Annotated in this window: 22 protein-coding genes; 19 read left to right on the forward strand and 3 right to left on the reverse strand. The window is 59.1% G+C overall.

Translation table 11 applies throughout. The features are described from left to right. Positions 1–24: 24 nt before the first annotated feature. Positions 25–318: a PadR family transcriptional regulator gene (locus tag SM753_RS18350; RefSeq protein WP_004594547.1), complete on the reverse strand. Its 294-nt coding sequence runs from the start codon at positions 316–318 to the stop codon at positions 25–27. A gap of 133 nt (positions 319–451) precedes the next feature. On the opposite strand from SM753_RS18350, the gene SM753_RS18355 reads away from it, so the two are divergent. The 4 genes from SM753_RS18355 to SM753_RS18370 all read left to right on the forward strand — a co-directional run bounded on the left by SM753_RS18355 (position 452) and on the right by SM753_RS18370 (position 2,863). Further along, on the forward strand, positions 452–619 hold the full coding sequence (locus SM753_RS18355) for a DNA-binding protein (protein WP_004594546.1): 168 nt from the start codon (positions 452–454) through the stop codon (positions 617–619). 75 nt (positions 620–694) lie between these two features. Beyond that, the gene (xseA, locus tag SM753_RS18360; protein WP_004594545.1) at positions 695–1,747 is read left to right on the forward strand and encodes an exodeoxyribonuclease VII large subunit; all 1,053 of its coding nucleotides are present in this window, start codon (positions 695–697) and stop codon (positions 1,745–1,747) included. A 3-nt stretch (positions 1,748–1,750) separates the two neighbouring features. Then, positions 1,751–1,933 (forward strand): exodeoxyribonuclease VII small subunit, encoded by a 183-nt coding sequence (gene xseB / locus SM753_RS18365; RefSeq protein WP_011222436.1) that lies wholly within the window; start codon positions 1,751–1,753, stop codon positions 1,931–1,933. 705 nt (positions 1,934–2,638) lie between these two features. Continuing rightward, the gene (locus SM753_RS18370) at positions 2,639–2,863 is read left to right on the forward strand and encodes a hypothetical protein (RefSeq protein WP_199242302.1); all 225 of its coding nucleotides are present in this window, start codon (positions 2,639–2,641) and stop codon (positions 2,861–2,863) included. A 20-nt stretch (positions 2,864–2,883) separates the two neighbouring features. Here the strand turns inward: SM753_RS18370 and SM753_RS18375 are convergent, their stop codons facing one another. Beyond that, a complete protein-coding gene (locus SM753_RS18375; RefSeq protein ID WP_004594541.1) occupies positions 2,884–3,087 on the reverse strand; it encodes a hypothetical protein in 204 nt (67 codons plus the stop codon). A 139-nt stretch (positions 3,088–3,226) separates the two neighbouring features. On the opposite strand from SM753_RS18375, the gene SM753_RS18380 reads away from it, so the two are divergent. From SM753_RS18380 to SM753_RS18415, 8 genes are read left to right on the forward strand one after another with little or no spacing between them, the layout of a single operon-like run. Further along, a complete protein-coding gene (locus tag SM753_RS18380) occupies positions 3,227–3,649 on the forward strand; it encodes a hypothetical protein (protein WP_004594540.1) in 423 nt (140 codons plus the stop codon). Next, the gene (locus SM753_RS18385) at positions 3,639–5,330 is read left to right on the forward strand and encodes a hypothetical protein (protein WP_004594539.1); all 1,692 of its coding nucleotides are present in this window, start codon (positions 3,639–3,641) and stop codon (positions 5,328–5,330) included. The genes SM753_RS18380 and SM753_RS18385 overlap by 11 nt, the downstream gene beginning before the upstream one ends. Beyond that, a complete protein-coding gene (locus tag SM753_RS18390; protein WP_011222439.1) occupies positions 5,330–6,232 on the forward strand; it encodes a hypothetical protein in 903 nt (300 codons plus the stop codon). The genes SM753_RS18385 and SM753_RS18390 overlap by 1 nt, the downstream gene beginning before the upstream one ends. After that, positions 6,225–7,598, forward strand: coding sequence for a hypothetical protein (locus SM753_RS18395; RefSeq protein ID WP_004594537.1), 1,374 nt, complete (start codon positions 6,225–6,227; stop codon positions 7,596–7,598). The genes SM753_RS18390 and SM753_RS18395 overlap by 8 nt, the downstream gene beginning before the upstream one ends. A 6-nt stretch (positions 7,599–7,604) precedes the next feature. Then, positions 7,605–8,618, forward strand: a complete 1,014-nt coding sequence (locus SM753_RS18400) for a hypothetical protein (RefSeq protein ID WP_004594536.1) — start codon at positions 7,605–7,607, stop codon at positions 8,616–8,618. After that, positions 8,615–10,699, forward strand: coding sequence for a VirB4 family type IV secretion system protein (locus SM753_RS18405; RefSeq protein WP_004594535.1), 2,085 nt, complete (start codon positions 8,615–8,617; stop codon positions 10,697–10,699). Before SM753_RS18400 ends, SM753_RS18405 begins: the two co-directional genes overlap by 4 nt. After that, positions 10,692–15,062, forward strand: a complete 4,371-nt coding sequence (locus tag SM753_RS18410) for a type IV secretory system conjugative DNA transfer family protein (protein ID WP_004594534.1) — start codon at positions 10,692–10,694, stop codon at positions 15,060–15,062. The genes SM753_RS18405 and SM753_RS18410 overlap by 8 nt, the downstream gene beginning before the upstream one ends. A gap of 39 nt (positions 15,063–15,101) precedes the next feature. Next, a complete protein-coding gene (locus SM753_RS18415) occupies positions 15,102–17,117 on the forward strand; it encodes a hypothetical protein (RefSeq protein WP_134671650.1) in 2,016 nt (671 codons plus the stop codon). Between the two features lie 43 nt (positions 17,118–17,160). Here SM753_RS18415 and SM753_RS18420 read toward each other — a convergent pair whose 3' ends face one another. Beyond that, positions 17,161–19,140 (reverse strand): hypothetical protein, encoded by a 1,980-nt coding sequence (locus SM753_RS18420; RefSeq protein ID WP_004594522.1) that lies wholly within the window; start codon positions 19,138–19,140, stop codon positions 17,161–17,163. A 525-nt stretch (positions 19,141–19,665) separates the two neighbouring features. On the opposite strand from SM753_RS18420, the gene SM753_RS18425 reads away from it, so the two are divergent. From SM753_RS18425 to SM753_RS18455, 7 genes are all read left to right on the forward strand, one after another. Further along, on the forward strand, positions 19,666–19,956 hold the full coding sequence (locus tag SM753_RS18425) for a hypothetical protein (RefSeq protein ID WP_004594521.1): 291 nt from the start codon (positions 19,666–19,668) through the stop codon (positions 19,954–19,956). After that, complete coding sequence (locus tag SM753_RS18430) at positions 19,956–20,282, forward strand: hypothetical protein (protein ID WP_011222441.1); 327 nt, start codon at positions 19,956–19,958, stop codon at positions 20,280–20,282. The genes SM753_RS18425 and SM753_RS18430 overlap by 1 nt, the downstream gene beginning before the upstream one ends. Positions 20,283–20,438: 156 nt before the next feature. After that, a complete protein-coding gene (locus SM753_RS18435; RefSeq protein ID WP_004594520.1) occupies positions 20,439–20,789 on the forward strand; it encodes a hypothetical protein in 351 nt (116 codons plus the stop codon). Between the two features lie 6 nt (positions 20,790–20,795). Continuing rightward, a complete protein-coding gene (locus SM753_RS18440; protein WP_004594519.1) occupies positions 20,796–21,125 on the forward strand; it encodes a hypothetical protein in 330 nt (109 codons plus the stop codon). 84 nt (positions 21,126–21,209) lie between these two features. Continuing rightward, the gene (locus SM753_RS18445) at positions 21,210–21,467 is read left to right on the forward strand and encodes a HalOD1 output domain-containing protein (RefSeq protein ID WP_004594518.1); all 258 of its coding nucleotides are present in this window, start codon (positions 21,210–21,212) and stop codon (positions 21,465–21,467) included. A 587-nt stretch (positions 21,468–22,054) separates the two neighbouring features. Then, entirely contained in the window at positions 22,055–22,915 is an 861-nt protein-coding gene (locus tag SM753_RS18450) for a hypothetical protein (RefSeq protein ID WP_004594516.1), read from the forward strand. Positions 22,916–23,146: 231 nt separating this feature from the next. Continuing rightward, a complete protein-coding gene (locus SM753_RS18455) occupies positions 23,147–24,484 on the forward strand; it encodes a helix-turn-helix domain-containing protein (RefSeq protein WP_011222445.1) in 1,338 nt (445 codons plus the stop codon). Positions 24,485–24,487 lie beyond the last annotated feature (3 nt).

Raw genomic sequence — 24,487 nt, forward strand, 5'->3', positions numbered from 1 at the left:
TACTGCACCCACTTGGATAGAACGCTATGCAGTCCCTGAGTCCACGGTTCCCAGATACTGGGTTTCCCACTCACGACGTGCCTCTATTTCACGCTGACCGCGCTGTGTAACTGTGTATACGTTCGTCCGCCTGTCGAGTTCACCCTTCTCGAGCAGTCCTTTGTCGACGAGGTCGTCGAGATTCGGATAGAGGCGCCCGTGGTTGATCTCCTGTTCGTAGTAGTCGTCGAGTTCGTCTTTGATTGCGAGCCCGTGTGGTTCCTTGAGCCCGGCCGTTACATACAAGATGTCCCGCTGGAACCCAGTTAGATCGTGCATCCGTCTGTTCTCTATTTTGAGGGGTGGCATATGTTCTCTCTGGTACCCCGAGGCGATTTTGGCTTGACTGGGTCGGGATATCGCGTGAAAACTTCGAACCTTTATATAGTGGACAGGTGAATTCCGCGATGGAATGTCTGACCTAATCGTCAAAGCAGCCGTGAAGGACGCACTCTCGGACAACAACGTCTCGGCAGATTTCTACGACACGCTCAACGAGGAGGTCGCCGAACTGCTCGACGACGCCGCAGAGCGTGCCGAGTCCAACGACCGGAAGACGGTCCAGCCCCGCGACCTGTAGGCCTGCGTAACGCAGCCAAGCCCGTCACTCGAACGTAGCTTTTTGAGGTTCCTGTACAGAAGTTAGGAAACGAAGATGGCGGACGCACCGGATACTGAACGGCAGGCGGTCGAGCCTGAGGCAGGAGACGTCCTCAGCGTGTCACAGCTGAACGACCGAATCGCCTCGGTCGTCGAGGATGCGCCTGCCCTCGACGGTGTCCGCTGTATTGGCGAAGTCACGGATCTCCATCAGAACAGTACAGCGCTCTACTTCACGCTTACCGATGGCGACGCCGAGCTCCCCTGTATGATCTGGGCAAACCGCTATCGGAAGATGGACGCCGAGCTCGAGGACGGGACTGAGGTCATCCTGGAAGGCGATATCGACTACTGGACTGAAGGCGGGAAAATCGACCTCAAGCCGTGGGAAGTGATCGTCGTCGGCGACGGCGACCAAGCGGCCGCGGTCGAGCGACTGCGCAGCGAGCTCGAAGAGCGTGGCTGGTTCGACGACGAGCAGAAACAGCGCCCGCCAGCGTTTCCGGAACGGGTCGGTGTTGTGACCTCACTCCGAGGGGATGCTCGGTACGACATCCAGAGCGCGATCCACGAGCAAGACCCTACAGTCGACATCCTGGTGAAGGATGCGACCGTCCAAGGGTCAGAGGCACCGACGTCTATCGCGAACGGGATTCACCATCTGGACCGCTCCGAGGACGTCGATTCAATTATCGTCGGCCGCGGCGGTGGGAGCGATTCGAACCTTCAGGCGTTCAACACCGAGCGGGTCGCGGAAGCGATCTTCACCGCGAACACCCCGATCGTCACGGCAATTGGCCATACTGACGACCGGCTAATCGCGGATCGGGTAGCGGATATGGCCGCGATCACACCGACAGCGGCCGGCGAGTACATCGCGAAGTCTCGGAATGACTTCCTGGCTAGCGACATTGGCCCGCTTGAGCAACAGCTTGAGGCCGCGTACGAGACCTTTGAACAGGAGCACGAACACGAACAGGAACTGGCCGAGGCAGTCGAAGAGGCGACCGCGCCTGAGGGCCTGTCGCCAGTTTACTACAAGGTTGCAATTGTCGTGCTCCTAGTGCTGTTGCTGCTCATTACTGCACTCTGGCTGGGGGTGATCTAATCGATGGCAAAAGACACGGACATCAGGAGTCGGATGAACCGAATCGAAGAGATTATCGACCAACTCGACGCGGATGAGGTGTCACTTGATGAAGGGAGTGAGCTGTACGAGGAAGGGCAGGAGTTACTAACTGAAATCCGCGAGCGACTCCACGAAGGCCAGGGCGAGGTCATCGAGATCAAATGAGGAACGGCAGCGGTATCGACTGTCTCTCCGCGTTAACCAACAGCCTGCCGTTGTTCACGAGCTTGTTGGTTAAGGTCGCTAGCCACGGTTACCCTTCAGGCTTATCTGCGATGTCCTCCCATTTCGAACCGTTCGACGGTAGTTCCAATGTTCCATGAGACGGTTCTGATATTCGGCGTCTACCTACTCGCGTGTGGTGTAGCGTGGATCCTCCATGAGTCCGCACACTACGCCGTCCACAGGCTCTATGCGGAATCAGTCTCGTTCGGTGTCAATCGACGTGGCCCATACGTTGACGCCGTTTACGCCCCGTCTGCTCCGACGGTCGCTATCCGACTCGGTTCGATCGCGCCGACTCTCCTCTATACCCCTATTGTCGTACTCGGAATTGGAGCCTATCTCTCGTCGAATCCGGTTCCACAGTTGGATCCAGTCGGGTGGTCGCTTGTCGCCGTTCCTCTCGTGATTTTGACTTTTCCGACTGGTGCTGATATCCAAGCGTGTCTCAACGCCTCAGAATAGCGTTTCTTAACGTGTATTCGGTCGGCGTCAGACAAACACTTCATTAGTTACATAGTCAGATTTTAAGAAAGTCATTGGCCGTCAGTATTTAGTAGATAAGACGCAAGTATGTGCAAATGTATCATGGCACAAGCCAGTCCCCGCAGTACCCCCCGTGAAACTGATACGGACGAGCGGTCCTCCGTGTCAGTTGAAGCGTGGTTGGAGGCGGTCAGTAGAGAACTGGATCCCGCCGAGTGTGAGGACCTCTCCGAACTCGGCATCTACTCGATCCACGAACACAGCAGCGCCCGCACGATCACCCTTCCTGAGGATGCGGACGAGTTCGAGGACGCGACGACGGTAAAGCAGTACTATTTCGAGGGCGAGGATTGCCCGCTTCTCATCGTTGCTCCGCTGCAGGTCTAAGTCGCCCTGTGGGTCGCAGATCAGCAGTCGGTGTCATCTTCTTTGTGGTCGGAATAGAACTGGATGAGGTACTGGAATCGGCCTGTATCACTCGTGAATGAGTCGAGTTCTTCCTGTAACCACTCGTATTTGTCCTGCGGGATTCGCATATTGATTCGGGCCACATCGTCGCTAACATCCGAGTCGGAGTTGCTGGCGCTGGTTGCTGTGTCCGCGTCTGACATTAGTTCGACCCAGGCTATGCGGTCGCATATATCCCAGTAGAATGAGAACTTCTCTAGAGAACTTGGAGAACTTTGAAGATCTACAAATTCATTCAAATTTTCTGACCTCTTTTGGTCGTGCTATCCTTTCCCACAAACGATGTGTGCTAAGGTCCCCTCCGGCGAGACGCCGGCCAGTACTGAGGAATCGACGTCCGTCATTCGGATCATCCACAGGTCCATCGGCCCGATTCTGCTGGCGCTCCTCCCGCTGATCCTGTTCGTGGGGACGGCGGCCGCACAGTCGGATCCGGGGAGCGCATTCTGCGACTCGAACATGGCCGACACCATCCAGAACATCTTCACCATCATCCAGTTCGGTGGGCCGCTCATCGGCGGCGTCCTCGCGCTCGGCGCGACGGTGGCGATCCCGTTCACCCGTCGCTCGGACTGGAAGAAGGAGATGAAATCTGTCCGGAATCAGGGCCTGCTCTGGGGCGTGATCGTCGCCCCCCTCGGGACGGAGATCGTCCAGTTCATCCTGAACAACATCGTGGTCGGTGGCACGAGTTGTGGATTCTAACCACGCACCAGGATTCGCACTCGTCATGTCCGCCGTCCTCGTCGCATCGACAGCCGCCGTTCCAGTGGGCGCCCATCCCCCGAATAGTACTGACCACGGCGTTCCGGAGGAGACCTTTCACAAACTGTGGTCGGGGGATCAAGACGGTGCGACCGACGGTGCGAATCTGAGTAACGGGTCGGCGGTCGAGCAGCTTGGCGAGGGGACCGATGTCCCGTTCGATTCGCCCCCGCGTGCAGTTGAGCGATGGAACCGTGGCGACCACTCGGAGTTCCCGGCGACCAACAGCTCCGTGTCGATCCATCCACCAGATGCGGACCTCACCAGCGACCAGTTCATCAAGGAAGCCTATACTGAGGTGTTCGCCGTTCAGCCGTCCACCCGAGCGCGCCTCTCGTCGTCTAGACAGCCGCTTTACGTCGCTCCAGACGGGACGCTCCGCGGGACCGTCGATTACCGGGTGGCGGTGCCGCCTGACGACACCTCCGGCGATCGACGTGTCTACTGGAGTCTGGAGAGCCATCAGGTTGAGGAGACGAGACTCCTCGTCGACGGCGACGAGGAGACGACGGCTGGTGGTTCCCACACGCCGGCACTGTCGTACTCCTTGGATGGATACGCCGGCGAGGACCACCAGCTCACGCTCCAGGCGAATATCTCGGTCCGACTTCGGAAGGAGGTCGAAGTTTGTACCGCTCACAACGACGAAGGCGATTGTACCAACTGGGAGAGTTCCGTTTCATACCCGACCGAGACCGTCACGGTAACCGATTCCATCGAGGTCACGAAGTATGACCTCGCGGTATCAGGGTTCATCGCGGAGTATCCGAACGGTGATCTCGGCCTCGTCGTTTACAAGAACCAGCCGTGGCTCGGCTACCAGTTGCCCAACGGTGATGTCCGAGGTGTCTGGCGGTTCTACTCAGCCCGAGACAAGGACTGGGATACGCTGGTCTACAGCTCGGACGACGGACAGCGGACCGCCCACTCACCGCTCCATCCACTCCAGGTGAACGCGTACCCCATCGAGACGGGGCCGACGCCGTCGCCCCGCCGGAACGTGACGATACTGGATGTGTACGGGACGTCGACGTCGCCGCCGACGCTCCCGTCGAACGTTCACCTGGATGTTCTCACGGAGTCGTACACGGCCAGCTACGGCATCGCGACGCGGGCCACGACCGACGAACAGCCCGAGACTGTCCGTGCGTGGGGGCTCGTCAGAGGGGTTGAGGCAGAACGGCCCGCCGATGAGTTCGCTCGAATCCAGATCGACGAGAGCAACCTCTCTCTGGAGGTGGTGAACCAGACCGAAGATACGGTCACCGTCCGGGTGACCCTCCAGAACGCGAACACCGGCGCACCAATCAATACCGACGAACGGGACGGCTACGTCGTCGTCAACGGGCAGCGGGTGAACACGACCGGGAACGGAACCGTCACGACGACGATTGAACGTTCCCCTGGCGGTGTGTCGGCCCGATACGAACCCGGCCACTGGTGGCTCAATCCTCCCGGCTATACCGGCGACTCGGATACTGTCCTGCTGCAAGGCTCAGTGCTCCAGTTGGTGTCGACGCTGTTCCGGATCGGCGTTCCCGTCTCGCTGTTCCTCCTTGCAGTGTTCTTCATCGATCGGATTACAGGGTGGCGTATCTGGCCCCCGTGGAGGTCACTATAATGATCAGAGAACATTCAGAATCCCATGACCGGAATTCGGAACGGTGGATTAGTCGACGCCGTCTTTTGGCTTCGTCTGGAACAGCCCTGCTTGCAGGAGTAGCAGGGTGTTCCGGAACCGATGGTCCCGGCAACCAGACTGAATCCCCAACAGGTTCGTCCTCTACGTCGCCGTCTACAGATTCGGTATTTGAGGAAATCAGCTTCGCGGGACCCAACCTTGTGGTGACGCTGGCTGATGATCACGATGTCGACCAACTCAATCTGATTGGTCCAGATGGTACTACGTTCGAACAGTCAACCGTTGCACAGGGAGCTACAAGAGTCGAAATACAGATTGTCTTCAAGACTGGTGGGACGTACTCTGCCGGCGAGTACGAGTTAGTCGCCGTTTCGGGCGAGACATCTGAGTCGATGTCCCTGGAGCTTCGGCCCGATATCCAGATCGTCGATGTCGAACCGGAGTTCGATGAAGATGATGGCTACAGTAGCGGTCGGCTCTTTGTGACGGTCGAGAACGTCGGTACTGGTCCCTCTTGGGTGTATAATATTGGCTTCCGGAATGCGCCGTATCGGAACGCACCTGAGGTAATCGAAGGAGACGGCGTTGCTGATACCACGTTCGAGCGTCCGGAGGCGAGCGAAGAATTCCTCAGCCCCGGTACTGAACGGGAATTCCTGAAACAACGGGGTGTTCTCGTCATCGATGACAACGACGATGTCTCATGTGAGAGTGATACTGCAGAATTAACCGTTGTTGTTCAGACCCCACACGGAGATATTGAGCAACCGATTCGGGCGGAACTGTCCGGTGGATACCACATCGACGATCAAGGCGCAATCCAACACCCGTGTAAAGACGTCCAGATTGAACTACTGGACGGGGGTGGAGACAATGCGTAGTCCCGTCCGATTCCTAGTTCGCTCTATCTTCGTCTTTTTCGGGCTACTGACTACGGGCACTGCTCCGGTTTTAGCTCAAAGTGACGGAGGCAGCGATGGAGGTGCTCTTGGAGACATTATCATCAGCGCTATCCAAGAACTCCTTGAGATACTCTTCAGCCCTATAGAGACCGTCATAGAGAATCACGGTGATGCAGTCTTGCGGACAGTGGTGGGTACTCCCCATCCAGATTCGGTGTTCAATCAGCCGACGAACGCAGCGTGGCCCGGAATTTATGACTACTACTGGGAGATGATTATCCCGCTTTCGCTATCGCTGTACGGCCTCTCGATTGGAATCGTCATTTTCCTTGAATCGACGAGCCACTTGTTCAACGGATACCATCGCTCGAAGCTCAAGAAACGCGCCTTCGCTGGACTGCTCGGTATCTTGTCGTGGTGGTGGATCTCAGCGCTATCGTTGCGGTTTATGGATGCATTGGCTGGGTTCCTCGTCCCCTCGGTGTCAGAAATCTCGCTATTCCAGACGCTGTCGTTCACTGGGATGGGCGTGCTCGGCACGGTCGTCGCTCTCTCAACGAATTTGCTCCTATTCGTGTTGATCGGCCTGATTTACCTAGCGAGACAACTGGCACTCTACCTATTTGTGTTCCTGATGCCACTACTCATTGTATTCTGGATCCCTGGCGTCGGGCCGTTCGCCCTAGTCTCGAAATTCATGAAGAAGTTGGCCGGGTTCTACGTCCCTTTCCTGTTTATGACGGTTCCAGTTGCTCTCCTGTTCCGTCTCGGGGACATCTTGGGGACGAGCTTCGGCCCCTCAGCCGGTGAGTTCGGGGCTTGGTTGACGGCACTCGTTATCCCGCTTCTCGCCGTTGCCTCTCCGTTTGTTTTGTTCTGGCAGGCCGGGGCGTTGTTCTTCATCGCCGACAGGGCGGCCAGGCATATGTCTGCTGAGAAGGCCCGTAGTCGGTTGTCTAGAGGGCGTGAACAAGTCCAATCGGCCAAACAGGGTGGGAGAAACTTCGTTCGAGGAGTGCGCGATGAGCCCGCAGTCAAGAGCGGTGGCCAATACGTCTTGAACTCTGGTGATTCGAGAGCCCACTCTACCGGCCAACGACTCAATACGACTGGCTCTCGCCTCCGTGAAGCGATCACCGACGGCAGCGGTGGAGGGGGAGGAAACAGCGGAGGCGGAAACCTCGGCGGCGGAAATGATGATTCTACGGCCGGCTCCACCACCAGCGAGGATAGTAGTGGGAACGACGGAGGCGAGGAATTCGATCGAGACGATGCGTTCCGGGACCCCCAGACTCGGAACCGGAATCCAGATTCAGCAGATGACCCGCCACGCTATATCCACTAACAACCCATGAGCTCCGCAACTGACCCCGCGAAACGAATTCCGAAGTCACTCGGTACCGACACCCAGTTCCTCGGGAAGTACTCGCTGACGGACCTCGCCGTCGCCGGTCTTCCCGGTGTACTGGTAGTCCTGGTGACGCAGGTCGTTATCCCACCGTCACTCACCGTTCGTGGCATTCCGGTGTCCGCCCTCACGATCCCCCTCGCAGCGATTGCGATCGCCTTCGGTGGGCTGTTCGTCTACCTCACGCCCGGCTACACCAACAGTCTCGACTGGCTCGGTCTGTTCGTGAACTTCCACCGCAGCGAGACGGAGATCGCCCACGAGGAGGCGAAGGAGTACACTCACGTCGAGCGCGTCTACCCGCGACAAGACGCCATCGAGCGGACGGACCGGGCTCTTGTCGGAGCCGTTCAGGTGTCGCCACCGACGATGGCGCTCGCGACCGACGAGGAGTGGGCCCAGAAGGCGGAGGCCTTCCAGGACTTCGTCAATACGACCGTCGAGTTCCCGATCCAGATTTACTCGACGACGCAGGCGTTCCCCGCCGACGAGTACGTCGGGCGGTACGAAGACCGGTTGAGCGACCCGGACGTCAAATCGAACGAGAAACTCCAGGCGCTCATCGAACACTACGTCGACTGGTACGACCGGGAGCTGGCGCAGCGTCAGATGACCATTCGCGACCACTACGTCCTGATTCCGGTACGACCTGAGGAGGTCCGATACGAACGGGCCAGCCTCCTCGAAAAGCTCGCTAGGATCCCCGTACTGGGCATCCTCATCCAGATTGTCACGGCGCCGCCGGAGGAGGAAGAGCGAGCCGCGATGCTCGAGGAACTGGACGAGCGGCGCCGGCGGGTCGAGCGCGGCCTCCGCGGCATCGAGGGGTGTGACACGCGCCCCGTTGATGCGGCCGAACTCACCCGCCTCATCGCGGAATACTGGACCGGCACGGAAATCGAGTACGGCGACCCCGAACAGGTGCTTCGAACGTCCCCCGTCATCAACAAGTCATGATTGGAAACCTGCTGCCCTTCACCGGCTCGGATAGTTCAGAAACTGACGACGAGGCGACCGCAGACGAGGCCCCCGACGAAGAGGGGGAAGATGCTGAATCACAGTTTACCGTGGACTACGAGGCCGACGGTGAGGCAGTCGACGGCATCCCCGAGATCCATCAGACCGTCGTCTCGCCGTCGAGTATCGAGCGAACGCCCAGCGCCCTCCGGACTGACACCCAGTGGGCGCAGAGTCTGTGGGTCGGTGAGTATCCCGATGCTCCGATGGATGGCTTCCTCGAAAAACTGTACGCGGCCGCCGAGACCCAACAGACAGATGTCAGCATCCACATCGATCCTCGTGATACGCGAGAGACGTTGGATTCGCTGGAGAACAAGATCGAGGACCTCGAAGCCGACTACGAGTACCTGACCGAGAAGCATCGTGCGAGCGCCCGGGGCGTCGAGAAAGACCTCGAGGACCACCAGGAGATGTACGACGTCCTTCGGAACACGACGATGCAGGCGTTCGACGTCTCGATGTATCTCACGGTCAGGGGCAACGATCGCGAGAACATCGACGCCGAGTCGGTGTCGACGACAGCCCGACAAGCGCCTGCGAATCTGACGCCGGTGACGCCCCGGTGGTCACAGCTGAAGACGTTCACCTCAGCGAGCCCGATCGCCCTGGATCAGTTCAACGAGACGCTCGACAGCAAGACGCCGATGCTCGGCGGGGCAGTCGGCGCGATGTTCCCCTTCGTTTCCGGTGCGTTTGCGGAACCCGGTATCGAATACGGGACGTACGCGCTGAATTCGAGTCCACTCATCCTCGACCGATTCAAACGGCAAACCGGCTACTGTATGATGGTTATCGGCCGGCTCGGCGCAGGCAAATCCTTCGCGACGAAGCTCCGGCTCGTGCGGCGGGCGATGTTCGACGAGGATACGGTCGTCATTATGCTCGACCCGATGCGGGGGTTCGCCGGCGTCAACGAGGCGCTCGATGGCGAGCGGATCACGGTCGGTGGCCGGCGGGGGCTGAACCCGCTGGAAATCAAACCGACGCCCGACCACGTCCTGCAGGAGGTCGACGACATCGACCCGTGGGGCGAGCAGATCAACTGGGTGATGACCTTCTTCGCGACGTTCTTCGAGCACGTCGCAGACCATCCACTCGGCGAGCGCAACCAGACGCTCCGGCGGGCCGTCCAAGAAGCCTACGAGAAGCGCGGGATCACCCGCGATCCAGAGACGCACACCCGGGACTCGCCCACCATCCACGACGTCATCACGGTCCTCGAAGAGATGGTCGAAGACCCCGAGGAGTACGGCTACGTCACGGATGGGGAGCAGGAAGCCGTCCAGTCCGATGCTCAGTCGCTACTCAAGGACCTCCGACCGTCATTCCGCGAGGGCGGTGAACTCGAGAATCTGGCTCGCCCCTCCGAGTTCGACCTCGATTCGAAGGTCATCTACCTCGATCTCCACCAGGAGGAGGGGACCCGTGGCCGGGCGGAGACCAGCCTGATGATGCAGGTGCTGTTCAACAGCGTCTACGAGCGGGTCAAACAGACCGACAAGCGCGTCGTCTTCTGTATCGACGAGGCGCACTACCTGATGAACGACGCCGTCTCGTTGGACTTCCTGGAGACAGCCGTCCGGCACAGCCGCCACTTCGATCTGAGCCTCGAATTCATCACGCAAACGGGGGGTGAATTCGCGCTGACGCCGGAGGCACGCACCATCGCGAACCTCTGTTCGTTGACCGTCCTCCACCGCGTCAATGAGGAGAAAGAGAAGATCGCCAAGTGGTTCGACCTCAGCGAGCGGCAGGTGAACTGGGTTACCTCCGCGAAGGCCGGGGAAGACGAGGACGGCTACTCTGAGGCGCTCGTCGGTATCGACCAGGAGGGATGGTTCCCACTCCGAATTCGGGCAAGTGACTACGAGGCTCACGTTATCGACGGCGGCGCTGCGGACGTGGCCGAGCTTGAACCCGAGCCGACGACGAGCGTGACGAATCCAGATAGCCGACCCGCCGGAACGCGTGCCGACGGCGGTGAACCAACTAGCACTACCACTCAGGAGGATGACTGAACAGACCCCGTCAGAAATCCCGTCAGTGGCTAACGGCGACGAGTACATCCGGATCACTCCCTCCCGGAGCGATCTCGCGCCGGAGACCGTAGTCCGTCAACTGGCCGGCCTCCACGGCCTTGACGCTGGCAACGACGGACTTCTCGCAAGTATCGGTCCCTTCGGCGATCCGCCACCGGTGTTCGAGTTCCTCGCAGTGAGTGAGGGGGCAGACGAGCCGGTCGAGTTCTATTACGGGGCCGACCGCCGGTTAGATGCCTTCGAAGAACGCCTCCGGACGCTGTATCCTCCGACCGTCACGTTCGAGCGGGTCACCCTTGACTTGGAAACGAAGCTACTCCCATCGACAGCAGACCCGTCTCAGGACCACAGTGCCGGAGGTGACGATAGCCACGGAATGAACCCCAGGACAGCTGAGGAATTCTCCGGAGACCCGAATTCGGATTCAGAGCCCGTGACTCTCTTCGATTCGACGGGGCAGGAACCGGTCGGTGATGGCGGAAGTGTGCTGTCGGAGAGCACTATGTCGCAGGACGAGGACGAAGTCTTGTTCGAGGCCGATTCGAGTGACGAGTCCACAGCGGCTGGTCCGTCCGACTCCGAACTCGATGCCGATCACCAGCCGGCTCATACGCAACCGACCGTCGATGAGACGACCCCACTCGGAATCAGTTGGCACGGGCAGGCTACCCGGCGGGAAGACTGGATGACGACACTACCCCAATTCACGAATACGGAAGACGACGATGACGATCACGCTCGGGCCCCGCTCGCGTCACTCATCGATCAGCTGACCCGGGCCGAACACCCGATCGCGTTCCAGGTACTCTTTCAGCGGAAATCGGACTGGACGCACGAGGCACGAGAGCGCCAGCGGAAGCTCCGTGAAGGCGAAGACCGGGTCGTCGACTGGTTCTTCGGAGAACTCCTCGGAAACACAGAGAACGAACCACAGAGTCCGTCGAACACCGGGCGACAGCGTCGGTATCTCGACATCGGTGGGCGAGAGCGGGTCGAGGCTATCGACGAGAAGGAGCCACAGCACACGTTCACGGTGAATATGCGGGCACTTTCGCTCGTGACCTCCGACCGACAACGAGAGCGGGTTGACCATCGTCTCGATGATATCGGGTCGGTATTCGATCACCTGAACGGGCCGCACTATCGGCTCCGACCGAAGCGCATCCGCCGTGGGCTTCGAAAGGGGCGGCGAGCCAAGAAGCACGCCGACCGGGTACTCAACGCTACGTTGGCTACCAAGAGCGACTGGCGGAAGACCCGCCCCGATCTCGTCCTCGGGCCGGCTGAGTTGGCGAACTTCGTGGTCGTTCCGCCGGCAACTGACCTCACGACCGAGGGCGGGCGGGGGTCCGACGCCGAACCCGAGAGCCGGACGCCCCTGCCACTCCCGGCGCAGGACCACATGGATGCGTTCACGGACGCCGGGATGGCGATCGGCCGCGGTCTTGGGGAAGACGGTACGCCCACGTCGGAGCCGATGCGGATTCCCCCGCATCTACTTCCGTTCCACGTCGGCCGGTTCGCGAAGAGCGGCGCCGGCAAATCGGTCGCGCTTGAAAACGACGCCCTCTCGCTGTACGACCAGACGAACGGGCCAGTGTTCATCATCGACTCCAAGGGCGGGAATTTCCCCGAGAACTATATGCGGGCTCACGCGAAGCGCTTCGGCACCGACGACCTCGAGGAGAACGTCCTCCACTTCTCGGTGCCCGACATCCTGCCTGGCTTCGCGTTCTTCGACATCACGCCGGCATTGGAGGACGGCGTCCGACGCGTCGACGCGATTCAGGACAAGGCCGACCACTACGAGGAGCTCATCAAGCTCGTGATGGGGCCGGAGCGGTACGAGGACGCCATCGCCTCGCCGACGCTCATCAAGTACCTCATCAAGGCGATGTACGACGAGGAGTACGGCCTCGAAAACGGACACTTCCGGCAGGATACAAACTACTTCACCCACGACCAGTTTGAGCAGGCGGTGACCCAGTTCCACGCCGCCGGGCCACCAGATTCGACACCCGAAGATGCACCGCGAGCCAGCGACCCGCAGGTCGCCGAGAAACTGGAGCGACACCTGCGCTCGAACCCGGCGACGTTCTCGAACGTCGTGAGCGGCATCAGCAACCGGATGGACTACATCACGCAGGACGCCCATCTCCGGCGGATCTTCAACAATACCGAGTCACAGTTCGACTTCCGCGACCTCCTCGACGAGGACAAAGTAGTCATCTTCGACCTCGGCGATCTCCGCGACGAGGCCGCCCGTGTGATGACCGGCGTCATTCTGACGCAGCTCTACGATGCTGTCAAGCGTCGCGACGGCGACGAGCTGGCCCGCAAGCCAGACGACTACGTGGCGAACCTGCTCATCGACGAAGCGTCGTCGGTCGTCGTCTCTGATACGCTGACGACGCTGCTCGAAAAGGGGCGGGAGTTCCGGCTATCCATCGAACTCGTGACGCAGTTCCCTGAGCAGATGAAGGAGGCCGGCAACCGCGAGGTCTACCTGAACGTCCTGAACAACATCGGCAGTCCGCTCGTCGGGAAGATCGCCGTCGACGCCGACATCGCCGAGGCACTCTCACACGAGGCAATGGATCCCGTCGAGTTCAAGAATCGGATCAGTTCCCTCCCGCGTGGCGAGTGGATCGCACAGCTCCCGAGCCCAGAGTTCGGCGAAACCGGCCCCGACCCGTTCAGTATCGAACCCCTTCCGATTCCACCCGGTCATCCCGATAGCGAGCAGCCACTGACCGGGACGCAAGAAGAGCGATTCCAAGACGCCTTGGACGCCGTCCACGAGCATACCCGCGAGGAGTACGGGGTCGCCGGCGGGACGACCGTGGAGAGCCGTGACGCTGCGACTGACGTCGCTCTGGAGAACGCGGATGACCTACCGTTGGAAGTCGCGATGGCCCGTGCGATTCGCGCCGTCCAGCTGTCGAACGACGTACGTGAGACGAACGGCTGGGTCTCCGTCGAGGACGTCGATGAGGAACTGCTCTCGCGCATCGAGGAAGACACCATCGAGGCGCAGGGCTACGAGACACTACCAGAAGTGAGGGAGGCGTCCTCGCTCATCGAGGTCGATCTCCCGGACGGTGGTTCGTCGGTGCAGTGTCGGCTCACAGACGAGGGTGAGCAAGCAGCCGCGCCCGACACGTCGACATCACCGACCGGCGGGGGCGAGCACCACGATGCAGTCCTTGAAACGGTCGAGCAATCCCTCGCAACTGCGGGGTTCTCCGTGGAGGTCCTCGATCAGAACGGGGAGTCCCGCCCCGATGCCATCGCGACGCATCCGGATCTCGACCGGGAGCTCCAGGTGGAGGTCGAAACCACCACCCACGTCCGGCCGGCGAAGGTCCTCACGAACCTCCGGAAGGCCCAGGAACAGGAGCGAATCCCGCTGTTCGTCGTCGCAGACCACGACGATCAGCCGGCTGACGAGATTGCCGACCGGCTTGCGAAAATCCTCAGCGAGCCGCGAAATCAGCTCTCCTCCGGGGAAACACGGCTGTATACGATGAACCACAACGTCACATTCAACGGTGGTGCGCGAGCCGCGGATGGAGTGACGGCCGTCCGACCGGCCACTGGTGGTAGTCGCCACACCCGCTGGTTCGAGCGGGACGGTGCGTTCGTCCTCGAGGATAGTGCCGGAGACCAGCACGCCCGGATCGACTCCTTCGACGCTGTGTCGAAAGATCAGTTCCCGGCGACGTACAGCTACGACGCCGAGAGCGAGTCATACACCGTCTTTAGGCCGGGAGAACTTCCCGAGTCCTACGAGTCACGTGAGGCGTTCGAAGCGGATTGGGTACCTGTCAAGCGCCCGTTCGTGCCCAGTACCGACCTACCCGTTCCGGAGTACACGGATGATTCGTATGCGATAGGTGTCATCGAGGATGAGCAGAATCTCGAGCTCTACACTCGAGACTCTGACGCGACCAAAGACCTTGCTGGGCTCATTGAGGCGATCGAAAACAATGAACTCCATCTGGCAGGTGTGGAGCCAGACGAACCTGCCGATAAGCAATCTATGAAGCAGGAAGACCACGAGAACGATCCGTTCGGCATCCAAGCATTCGTCCGCGATAGCATCGTTAAATCCGGCGACGGGGTCGTCGCGGTCGCTGAGGTCTACGATGCGTACGAGCAATATGCGACGGCCGAGGAGTACGAGGTGAAGCCAAAAAACCGGTTCACACGTACGCTTCGCGACCACGTTGCGTTCGAGCGTGACAAGAAGTGGTTGGACGGTCAGACGCGACGCTGTTACGTCGGAATCGAGCTGGACGACGCCGGCGACCAGGAGGAACCGAATGATGCCAGTGCGTAGTCGTTTCGCTCCCGCTCAGGAGGTGCAGGAGCACACGAAATGACGCTCTCCGAGGCAGCCATCCGCGAGCACTACCGTCGTGCCAAACCCATCTACGAGGCGCTGGCGACTGTCAAGAACTATCCAACCATCGGGTTGAACGACTTCGTCGGATGGTACATCAAACGCGACCACGACGACGTCGAGGCGATTAAGGCCGGGTATCCGCAGCGCGGACGGGTTGCCCGCCTCGATCGTGACTACGACGAGATTCACGACCGCCTCAACCGGACCCTCTATGCCGTCACCACCTACAAGACACCGACCGCCTTCCAACAGTGGGAACCCTGTCGCTACGACGAGTCTGAGGGGACGACCGTTTGGCAGGATGAGCCCCCAACCCCCGGGTATGCCGACCTCCGGGCAGTTCCCACCTGGGGCGATATTGACCTCGCCGACGACATCAAGCCGCAGCGAGGCGACCTGGATGGCGAGACGCGTGCCCTCGTCGAGCGTACCCTCGACGCCTACATCGACGAGTATGCAACGCTCTACGGCACGCGGAAGGCGGTGTATGCGCTGGACTCCGTCGGGGGCGCGTACGTCTTTGGGGCCCCGGAGGCCACACTACCAATTGCGGACCACTTCAATGACGATCCGGATGCGCTCGAACGGGTGTTCAACGAGTTCCTCGACCGCTCGAACGCATGGCTCCAGAAGGCAGAGGCCCGCGTGAACGAGCGCGTCGACGGCGCCGGCGACGTCATTCAGCCCGATTGGGTGAACAACAAGAACCGCCAGTACAAGCCGCCACTCTCGATCCACGCCGACCACGATGCCGTCGTCACGCCCATCGCGACCGACAACGTCCGCTACGAACTCCGTCCGTTCGAGGGTGTCGACGACGCACTCCTCGAGCAGGCGGTCAGTTGGGCCGATGACCTCACGCGAGTCGAGCACACGGACTGCGTCGACTCGCTTGTCGCGACGCTCTGGCCGGACCTGTACGAGGACCACGGGGGGTGGCAGGCCACGCTGGAGGAATGGGTGGAAGCGGAGCGTGAGCGGGAACGGGAGCGCCAGCGACAGCGTGAGGCAGCGCTCCAGCGACGCGAAGAGCGAATGGCAGAACTCGACGGTACCCTCGAAGGCCGTCCCGTTACGCCGTTCAAAGAGGACGTCTACGAGGCTGTCGAGGATATCGACATCACCGAGATTGCCCGTCACTACGCGAGCGATGCCTACGATACGGATCCGAACCAGCCGCGGCCGCAGTTCGACCCGTGCTGGCGCCACAGTGAGAGCGGGCAATCCTGTTTCGTCGACGAGCAGGCCAATACCTTCGGCGATTCGAAGGTTAACGCCGGGGGCGGGCCGGCGAAGCTGATGGCGCTCGCGACGGGGATTATCTCCGCCGCCGATGCGGACCTCGACGGGGAGGACTACTGGGCTGCCGTCGACGAACTGCGGAGCGCCGGCTACGACATTCCGGTGTGGGTTCCAGAGGCCGGATCGGACCGCGTCGACGGCGGGACCTACGACCAGATGCCGTTCTGGGCCGTTCGGAAAGCGGCTGTCGCGCTCGAGATTTGTCCGGAGAATGCGTTCGTCGATCGTGAGGGCGAGGAAGGAACCTACGAGGGATTCCCCGGGTACGAAACCTACAACGAGACGCTAGAAGCCATCGAAGACACGGACCTGAACCACGGGCGCGAGCGGGTCACGCCCGAGGAGAACGCAGCTGACGATGAATCGAAGTCACCCCCCGAATCTCCTACGAGTGACGATCGACCTGGTGACTTGGACCGGGCTCACCTTCGCGAAAAGAACCGTCTGTTGACAGCGAAAATCAAGCGTCTCGAATCTGAACTGGAGGAGAAATCGGAGCAAATCGAGGGGCTGGAAACAAAGGTCAACCATCTCCAATCGGAGCTCGCTACCGTCCGCTCTGAACGTGATCGGCTAGAGGCTGCTCTCGAAGAACGTGAGTTCGAGCAAGAGCCAAATCAGGGAAACCAGGACGAGAATCGATCCCCACTTGACAGGGCGAGAAGGTTCATTTCATCCAATCGGTAGACATCTCACTCACTCAGCATCAAATCTTAAACTACCTCAACAGTCACGTCTCCGGCGAATCCTCTCTATCAAACGCCCCCTCAGACACTGGGAAGATATCGATAACGTGCTTATCAAAGGTTCCCCACATAGTCTCGTGCCCGAAACGAATCCGATGACTAAACTCCGATTCAGCCTCCTCCCTATCAACCTCCGAACGCTGGAGCTCACCGACCGTCTCCCCATACCCTTCTCGCAGCTTATCAAGTAACTCATCAGGTGTATACTTCGTCGACTCAGGGTGTGTCCAGCGTACTTCCCCAGGAAAACGTTCCATATCATCCGCATCCTGAGATTCGCTCAAACCCATTATAGCACGGAGCTCGCCTAAATCCTCAGCGTGTGCCGGCTCATCCTCATCAACATCTACATCCGAGAAATCACCCTCCCAGACAGCAACACCCACTAATGACCGCCGAACCTTTTCACCTCGCTCCTGAAGCTCAGAAAGAATCTCCTCTGCTGTATCAGAGTCCAAATCGGAATCCTTGTAGTCATCGTACACCTCCCGATGCTTCTCCGTGATAAACTCCGGAAGAGGAATCCGAGTATCCGTCGCCAACCCCACACGTTTCACAAACTCGAGGATATCACGATCCTCGGGCTCAGGTAAATCGATACCTTCGAAAGGCTCCTCAAGCCGCTGCTGATACGTCTTATCCGAATCTGGGAATTCAAATTCTACCCTCCGGATATCATCCTTATCCTGGATTTTGAGCATCTCAAAGTATTGCTCAACACTCAGATCATCAGGATCAACATTAAAATTGAACTGGCCTTCTCCGAATTCGTGGATATCATCGGCAGTCTTCTCCCAATTAATCTCAACGTGGATTGGATGCTCAGGTGTAGGCTCCGAACCAAACTCTACCTCAAACTCCAGCGTGTCGCCGGCAAGAGACCAATTACCGATCCACTCTACTGTTGACTTTTCTGGAACCTGCAAATCCTCAATTACATCCGGCATTACATTTCTCGGCAATAGAATCCGAGAATCAGGATTAGCGATATGTATCAAATCATTCTCATCCTGGCCACCACCACCGGTGGACTTCCAGAAGCTGAGATTAATCTCTTCACCCTCATCTAAAGTCGCCACATCATATGCCTGGGTATAGAGAGTATACACATCTTCGACGACATTCAGAGTCTTCTCTTCCAGAATCGATCGAGGAATAGTCAGCAGATACGGCTCACCATCCTGTGAATCAGCAGAGTACTTACACAGGAACTGAATGACTTCATCATCGAGAACAATTCGATCATCGAGTAACTCGTCATTCCCGAGCTCAAACCCAGTACTGTCACCAACCGTAACCCGATTGCCGTGTTTAACGGCGTTGTACGCCTCTCGGAAATTCAAATAGAAGACAGCAATATTCTTGAGTTTATTTCTCAGATTCTCAATCGAATCCTCGACTAACAACTCCATCTCCATCGACTCAGGGATATCCTCACCCTCACCTTCGTGAATCTCTATATCAGCCAACCCAACATCAACTGGAACATCTTCCAGTTCTTCCTCTGAGAAACTAATCGCTCCCTCTCGCACCGCCTGATACCCAAAGATCAAACTCAGAACCTCATTCGAGTCAGCCTCAACATCTCGTTTATCAAGATACCCATCAAGTTCCTCCTCCAGAATAGCCTCAAAGAGTGGCCGTATATCTCCGCTTGAAGTCCGGATAATCTCATTAATATAGGATTCCTTATTCAAAATGAGATATCTGAAATAGGATCCAAACTCCTCGATATACTGCATCGTTGCTCGGAAAAGATCCACGACCGAGTACACCTTTACAGTATCCCGCTGGTCCTCAGGTACCGCATCCAACCCTGCGTTGATTGTCCCTGCGATTTTACATATGTGAGCGTACGCTATCTCCGGGTCTTGACGATCCTGAATAACCTCTTCGGGATCCTGAGTCTCTGAGTCAGAATAAAACTCGGTATACTCGAAGAAGCTTTTCTCATTTTCAGACATACTATACAGTATATAAAAGAGGGTGAAAAGCGTTTGTCACCAGAATTTCTTTCACTTTCTTCAGAGTTCGACAGGGCCATTTCGGTTAAATCGTCCGAACAGTTAACCTGACACCAGCGACGACCTCCCCTAGACACCAGGTATGCTGAGAGTCGTGCTGAGTCAACAAATCGTAGGACGGCAGCACTAGACACCAGACTCACCGACGAGGGAGTTCCCGGACAGCCCCCGAAATCTGGTGTCAGGTATTGCTGTCTTGCGATTTGGAGGCGAATTGTGCCACTAGACAGCAGGAAAATCAACCGATATGTGGTGGGGGTGGCGGCCCAAAGTTATGTTCGCGGCCACCAGGGCCGAGATGCCAGGCCGCTGGCCAAGCGAGAGTAGGCTGCCACCCGGACGATGGCGTGGGGCGTGGAGGGTGAAGGAGCAGATCGACATCGTGACTGAGAATGGTGACTGTGGCGACTGTTTATTGTGCCCCCGAGTGGGTGCGGGGCGGTTCCTGTGCTGCCCCTGATTTGTATGTCTGGTCCGGATAGATACGACGATACGGCAGACGATCACGAACGGTTCGAAGCGGAATTGCTCGCTCAGGATCGGGATGCGCGGTCACCATCGACGGCGGATCTTGACGACGAGACGGCCCGCCAGCTGGTTCGAGAGCTACTCGATGCCGGGACAGTCACACCGGTCGTCGACCAGCGGCTCCTCGTTCACGAGCCCAGCAACACAGCGTTCGAATCGATGCAGCAGCTCGCCGTCTTCCACACAGGCTGGACGGCCGCCCGGGACGCCGGCGAGGGTGATGGGTGATGCAGCAGACGCTGGCCGGCTGTGCCTTCTGCGAGGCTCCATCCGGGATAGAGACTGGGATCGCCTACACGTGGGGGAAGGAAGAGCGGGTCAACCACCCGATTTGCGTCGACTGTGCGATCCAAGAGACGCCGGATCCCGATGATCGTGATCACTACGCCTGTGACAGCTGTGGCCTCGTCGTCAACGCGCTCGCAGCGCTCACACGGTTTCGAATCGAACTCGGCCATCTCGAAGGCCCGATACAGGTCTGTGCGCGGTGTAGTCCAGGCGGGCCAGCAACGTACTGGACACGCGACCTCGAGGCACACATCGTCTCTGACTGACCCGCCGAGCGGTCGTCGACGCGAGTGGTACGGCGACCACTGCGGGAGGGTCACAGTTGTCCGTAGCTGTCCCACCCCGCGAACTCAGCAGCGCTGGTTGTGTCGCTGTCTCGTTGCTCCGCTATCTTCAACAGACGGGCGCTCCTCGGGATGACTATGGACTGCCCCGCGTGCGGGTCCCCCGTCACCCTCGAGGTCGGACCAGACCGGCCCCTGTCGACGTCGCTGTCCGACGCCGTCCTCGCAGCGGAAGAGGACGAGCAGATCGAGGTGACCCGCGATTGTTGGGACTGTGGCTGGCACGAAACGCGGGCGCTTCGCGTCGCATCGATCGACAGGACCGCCGGCGACGAGACTGCCGTCGAGCGAGCCGCACTCATCGACGAGATTGCCGATGAGCTCGCAGCGATCGGCTGTGTGGGTACGCTTGAGGAGACGCTGGCTGCAATCCGTGAGCAACGAGAAACCGACTCGGCGACGACCGATACGGACGACGCGGCGGAGTGACTCGCAATGCCTGATACAGAGGCCAACTATAATGTTCGTGAGCAAACCGGGAATCCCGAGCACGCATCGGTCGACGATGTGGTTGACCTCGTGATCTACCGGGCGCAGAACCCGCGAACCGAGCACGAGGATGCACATTTCGATACGGCGGTCGCGGCTCTCGTCGACAGATACGGAACGGAGTCGGTCCGGACAGTCATCAACCGCATCCTCGTCGACGACGAGCCGTTCCGGACCGCCACGAACGGCCTTGAGATGCGCAACGTCGACGGCGTTCGGATCGGAACCGCAGCCAGCTGGTTTCTCGAGGAGCTAAACGCACAGGACGACCACTGAGGGACCGGTTGAAAGGCCGCAGCGACAGGCCGTCGAGCCCCCATTTTTAACTCCTGTTCGTCCTATCTACCCGTCGAGGCCATAATGGCACCCTCCACCCCGAGAGACTCAGATCCATCCCCCGATCTACTCGTTGAAATCGTCGAGACACTGGAAGCCCACGGGCTCCCCACCGACTCGTATCAGCTCCACGACGCTGTTGACGTCGAGGCACTCGAGCAGCTTCTCGCATCCTCAGCCGGGGACGTGGAAGTCCGGTTCACCGTGGAGGGGATCCAACTCGCCGTCACCCACGACGGCGTCGATGTCCTTCTCGACGAGCCAGCCGGGGCACCGGATTAGTAGCGCGATCGAATTCGTCGACAGCGACACTCCCTGAAAGCCCTCGGCCGCTCGGCATCCCGCGACCACCGCTGCGCTCCTCGTCCCTGCGGTGCTTGCGGGGTCGGGGGACGACCGAGGCGGCCTCGCCCTTTCTGAGTCCGCCAGGACGGTGAATGACCATCCGAGCGGCGCAGCCGGGTGGACAGGTGTGTCCGTACCGGCCCGCCCCGCTCGCCGCTGCCGCCCTCCGCGTCGCTCGCGACCGACCATTCCGGGCTGCCTGCCTGCGGTAGCGGGCGGGCTGCCGGGCTAAAGTGAATGTGCCCTCGGCGCCAGCGGGAAAGCGCGGGGGGTTGCGCGGCGTGGCTGCTCACCCCCCACGCTTTCTCCGCTGGCCGCTCGCTCCGGGCGGGTCGGCGCGCGGTGCTGGTTGGGGTCGCCGCACTCGGGCGCGCTCTCGCTCGCGCCCGGTAGGGCGCTCGCGAAGGCGCGAGCGAGAGCGCGCAGTCGGTGCTATCGGTCGTCGACGTCGTCGGAAAACCGCGATGTTAGGGGCATCGCGGTGGCGGCGCACGAGCGCCTTCAGTGGTATCTGGAGGATACCAATGTCAAGTAACAACTCGAGTCGCAAGGTCGTTACGGTGGATGAACAGGCATTCGAACGAACCGAAGACGCCGGCGTCGACGAGGACGGCTTCAAGGTCGTCGACGACAAACCGGAGTTCCGAGCGACGGTTCAGCAGGAAAAGCAGGCGAAGGTGGATTCCAACCACCCAGACGGCATCGTCCAGGACTTCTCGCACCTGCCCCTCGCGCAGGAAGAGAAGATTCGCGCCCGGGAGGCCGAACTGGACCACATCAGCGCCCAGGCGGAACTCGGCACCCAAGACGGGCGGGCGAAGCGAACTCGCAAGGTCGTCACCGAACGGCGACAGCGTAAGCGGGCGGAACGCACCCCGGACCGGACGGATCCGCGAGAGCGTCTCTCCCGGATGGAGCTGGCGAAGGTGAACCAGGAAGCAGACCGGATGGCACAGCGGCTTCGCACCGGTCACAGTCGGGCGGCCGTCTCGCGGGCGCTCGCAAAGCGGGTCGCCAAGGGGCAAGACATCACCAAAGCAGTGTTCGACACGATGGATGCACTCAAGGCGGCCCCCGGCGCCATCTGCCCGATCGAGGACGTCCCGGACGTGCAGACGGATGAGGTGAGCATCGAAGGAGAAGTCGTTCAGCTCTGGGATGCTTCCAGCCGGAAGATCGCTCAAGTGGGCTTGGTCGCGGACGACACCGGGAAAATCAAGTTCACCTCGTGGCGAAAATCGGAGCCTGCCTTCGTCCAAGAAGGGGACACCGTCCGAATGCGGGCGGTTAAGAAGAACTGGTACGAGGGACGATGTTCACTCGCCGTGACCTACGACAGTATGATCGTCTTCCCAGAACGCGACCGCCGCTGGTGGGAGGAGTAGGGGCAACGCCCTTTCTTTTTTCGTGAGTGCCGGACCGGCCCAGGCCCCACCGCCCCACCCACCGCTCCGTGCTCGCTCCCGCTGGTCGCTGCGCGCGCAGCCACAACCTCAAGAACCGAGCTGAGATGTATGTCAGAATTCGGGAATTCGCTAACCGCGTGTATCCGTCCGAAATAAAAAGCAACTACCGCCTAGAGAGGTTTTTAGGCTGACTAGAAACATAGAGGGAATATGGTTAAATCGGGAGACGTGGATCAGCGGTGGCAGGATCTATTGCGTAATCCACGAGAAGAGGTCCATCGTGAAATCAAAAGCTGGCTTGATCTGTCTGATAATGTGGACAAGGCAAACGTAGCAAAAGCGATGCTCGCATTAGCGAATTCTGGTGGGGGTCAGATTTTGATTGGATATGAGGAGGTCGGTGAATCATGGGAACCGGATCCATCTCGACCACATCCGATTGACCACTACGATCAAGATACGATTAATGGGATCGTTGAGAAGTTTGCTGAGCCCCAGTTTCACTGTGAAGTATACCATATTGAACATCCAGAATCTGGTGAAGTCTTTCCAATTATCGATGTACCGGGAGACCATCGGGTGCCGATTCGATCAGACAGTGCTGGCCCTGAAGACCAACACGTTACCTACAACACATATTATATTAGGCGGCCAGGGCCAGAAAGTGCAGCACCGAAGACAGGACGTGAGTGGGACGAATTGATTCGGCGGTGTGTCACTGCCTCACGTGATGATCTGTTAGATCGAATGCGAACCGTACTGACGGGGTTCGAAAAAGGAGCAAGTGAAGAAGAGATTGATCCGCTGGATCAGCTTGCTTCGTGGACTGAGGCTATGCGGGAAGACTGGGAAGCCAACGTGATGGACGAGTACGGAAATATGGATAATTCACCCTATCGTCACGGGTACTGGTCATTTGCTTACAGTCTGGATTCTGAGTTTGATCAGCCATCTCTCTCTGAGTTCTTAGATCTACTACGGGAGGTGAAAGGTCATGAAACGGGGTGGCCGGCGTGGCTGATCAGCGAGGATCAGGTACATCCCCGCGATGAGACAATCGAAGGGTGGTATACCGGCGGAACATTCGATGACCCAGCGCACGCAGACTACTGGCGTGCATCCCCAGACGGGATGCTGTTCTTGCTTCGTGGCTATCAGGAAGACAGCAAAGATGAACTTGAGCCAGGTACAGTTTTGGATTATATTCTCCCAATCTGGCGAGTCGGTGAATGCTTGCTACATGCGAAGCGGTTGGGGCGAGAACTCGGTGAGGAAAACACGTCGGTCACCGTGCAAGCCCGATGGACGGGACTAGAGGGACGAACACTGGGCTCAATTGAAAATCGCCGTGGACTTTTCCCTCCGATTGAAAGAGAATCACATCAAGCGACAGTTACGGCCAGTCAACGCTTCACTGTTCAAGATTTTGAAGACGCTCTACCGGAAGTGGTTGAGACCTTGACCCAACCGCTATACCAGATCTTTGATTTCTACGAGCCGCCATCCGATCTAATCCAGAATGAGCTGGACCGGATGCAAAGCCAGTAACAA

Source organism: Halostella sp. PRR32, assembly GCF_034808085.1.
Lineage (GTDB): Archaea > Halobacteriota > Halobacteria > Halobacteriales > Natronoarchaeaceae > Halostella > Halostella pelagica.

What these genes read in the sequence shown, in the direction of transcription:
- SM753_RS18400 (WP_004594536.1), top strand. Translation starts at nt 7,605, where the DNA reads ATGAGCTCCGCAACTGACCCCGCGAAACGAATTCCGAAGTCACTCGGT.
- SM753_RS18395 (WP_004594537.1), top strand. Translation starts at nt 6,225, where the DNA reads ATGCGTAGTCCCGTCCGATTCCTAGTTCGCTCTATCTTCGTCTTTTTC.
- SM753_RS18450 (WP_004594516.1), top strand. Translation starts at nt 22,055, where the DNA reads ATGTCAAGTAACAACTCGAGTCGCAAGGTCGTTACGGTGGATGAACAG.
- SM753_RS18380 (WP_004594540.1), top strand. Translation starts at nt 3,227, where the DNA reads ATGTGTGCTAAGGTCCCCTCCGGCGAGACGCCGGCCAGTACTGAGGAA.
- SM753_RS18390 (WP_011222439.1), top strand. Translation starts at nt 5,330, where the DNA reads ATGATCAGAGAACATTCAGAATCCCATGACCGGAATTCGGAACGGTGG.
- SM753_RS18350 (WP_004594547.1), bottom strand. Translation starts at nt 318, where the DNA reads ATGCACGATCTAACTGGGTTCCAGCGGGACATCTTGTATGTAACGGCC.
- SM753_RS18425 (WP_004594521.1), top strand. Translation starts at nt 19,666, where the DNA reads ATGTCTGGTCCGGATAGATACGACGATACGGCAGACGATCACGAACGG.
- SM753_RS18355 (WP_004594546.1), top strand. Translation starts at nt 452, where the DNA reads ATGTCTGACCTAATCGTCAAAGCAGCCGTGAAGGACGCACTCTCGGAC.
- SM753_RS18415 (WP_134671650.1), top strand. Translation starts at nt 15,102, where the DNA reads ATGACGCTCTCCGAGGCAGCCATCCGCGAGCACTACCGTCGTGCCAAA.
- SM753_RS18445 (WP_004594518.1), top strand. Translation starts at nt 21,210, where the DNA reads ATGGCACCCTCCACCCCGAGAGACTCAGATCCATCCCCCGATCTACTC.
- SM753_RS18435 (WP_004594520.1), top strand. Translation starts at nt 20,439, where the DNA reads ATGGACTGCCCCGCGTGCGGGTCCCCCGTCACCCTCGAGGTCGGACCA.
- SM753_RS18420 (WP_004594522.1), bottom strand. Translation starts at nt 19,140, where the DNA reads ATGTCTGAAAATGAGAAAAGCTTCTTCGAGTATACCGAGTTTTATTCT.
- SM753_RS18375 (WP_004594541.1), bottom strand. Translation starts at nt 3,087, where the DNA reads ATGTCAGACGCGGACACAGCAACCAGCGCCAGCAACTCCGACTCGGAT.
- SM753_RS18430 (WP_011222441.1), top strand. Translation starts at nt 19,956, where the DNA reads ATGCAGCAGACGCTGGCCGGCTGTGCCTTCTGCGAGGCTCCATCCGGG.
- xseB (WP_011222436.1), top strand. Translation starts at nt 1,751, where the DNA reads ATGGCAAAAGACACGGACATCAGGAGTCGGATGAACCGAATCGAAGAG.
- SM753_RS18405 (WP_004594535.1), top strand. Translation starts at nt 8,615, where the DNA reads ATGATTGGAAACCTGCTGCCCTTCACCGGCTCGGATAGTTCAGAAACT.
- SM753_RS18410 (WP_004594534.1), top strand. Translation starts at nt 10,692, where the DNA reads ATGACTGAACAGACCCCGTCAGAAATCCCGTCAGTGGCTAACGGCGAC.
- SM753_RS18440 (WP_004594519.1), top strand. Translation starts at nt 20,796, where the DNA reads ATGCCTGATACAGAGGCCAACTATAATGTTCGTGAGCAAACCGGGAAT.
- xseA (WP_004594545.1), top strand. Translation starts at nt 695, where the DNA reads ATGGCGGACGCACCGGATACTGAACGGCAGGCGGTCGAGCCTGAGGCA.
- SM753_RS18455 (WP_011222445.1), top strand. Translation starts at nt 23,147, where the DNA reads ATGGTTAAATCGGGAGACGTGGATCAGCGGTGGCAGGATCTATTGCGT.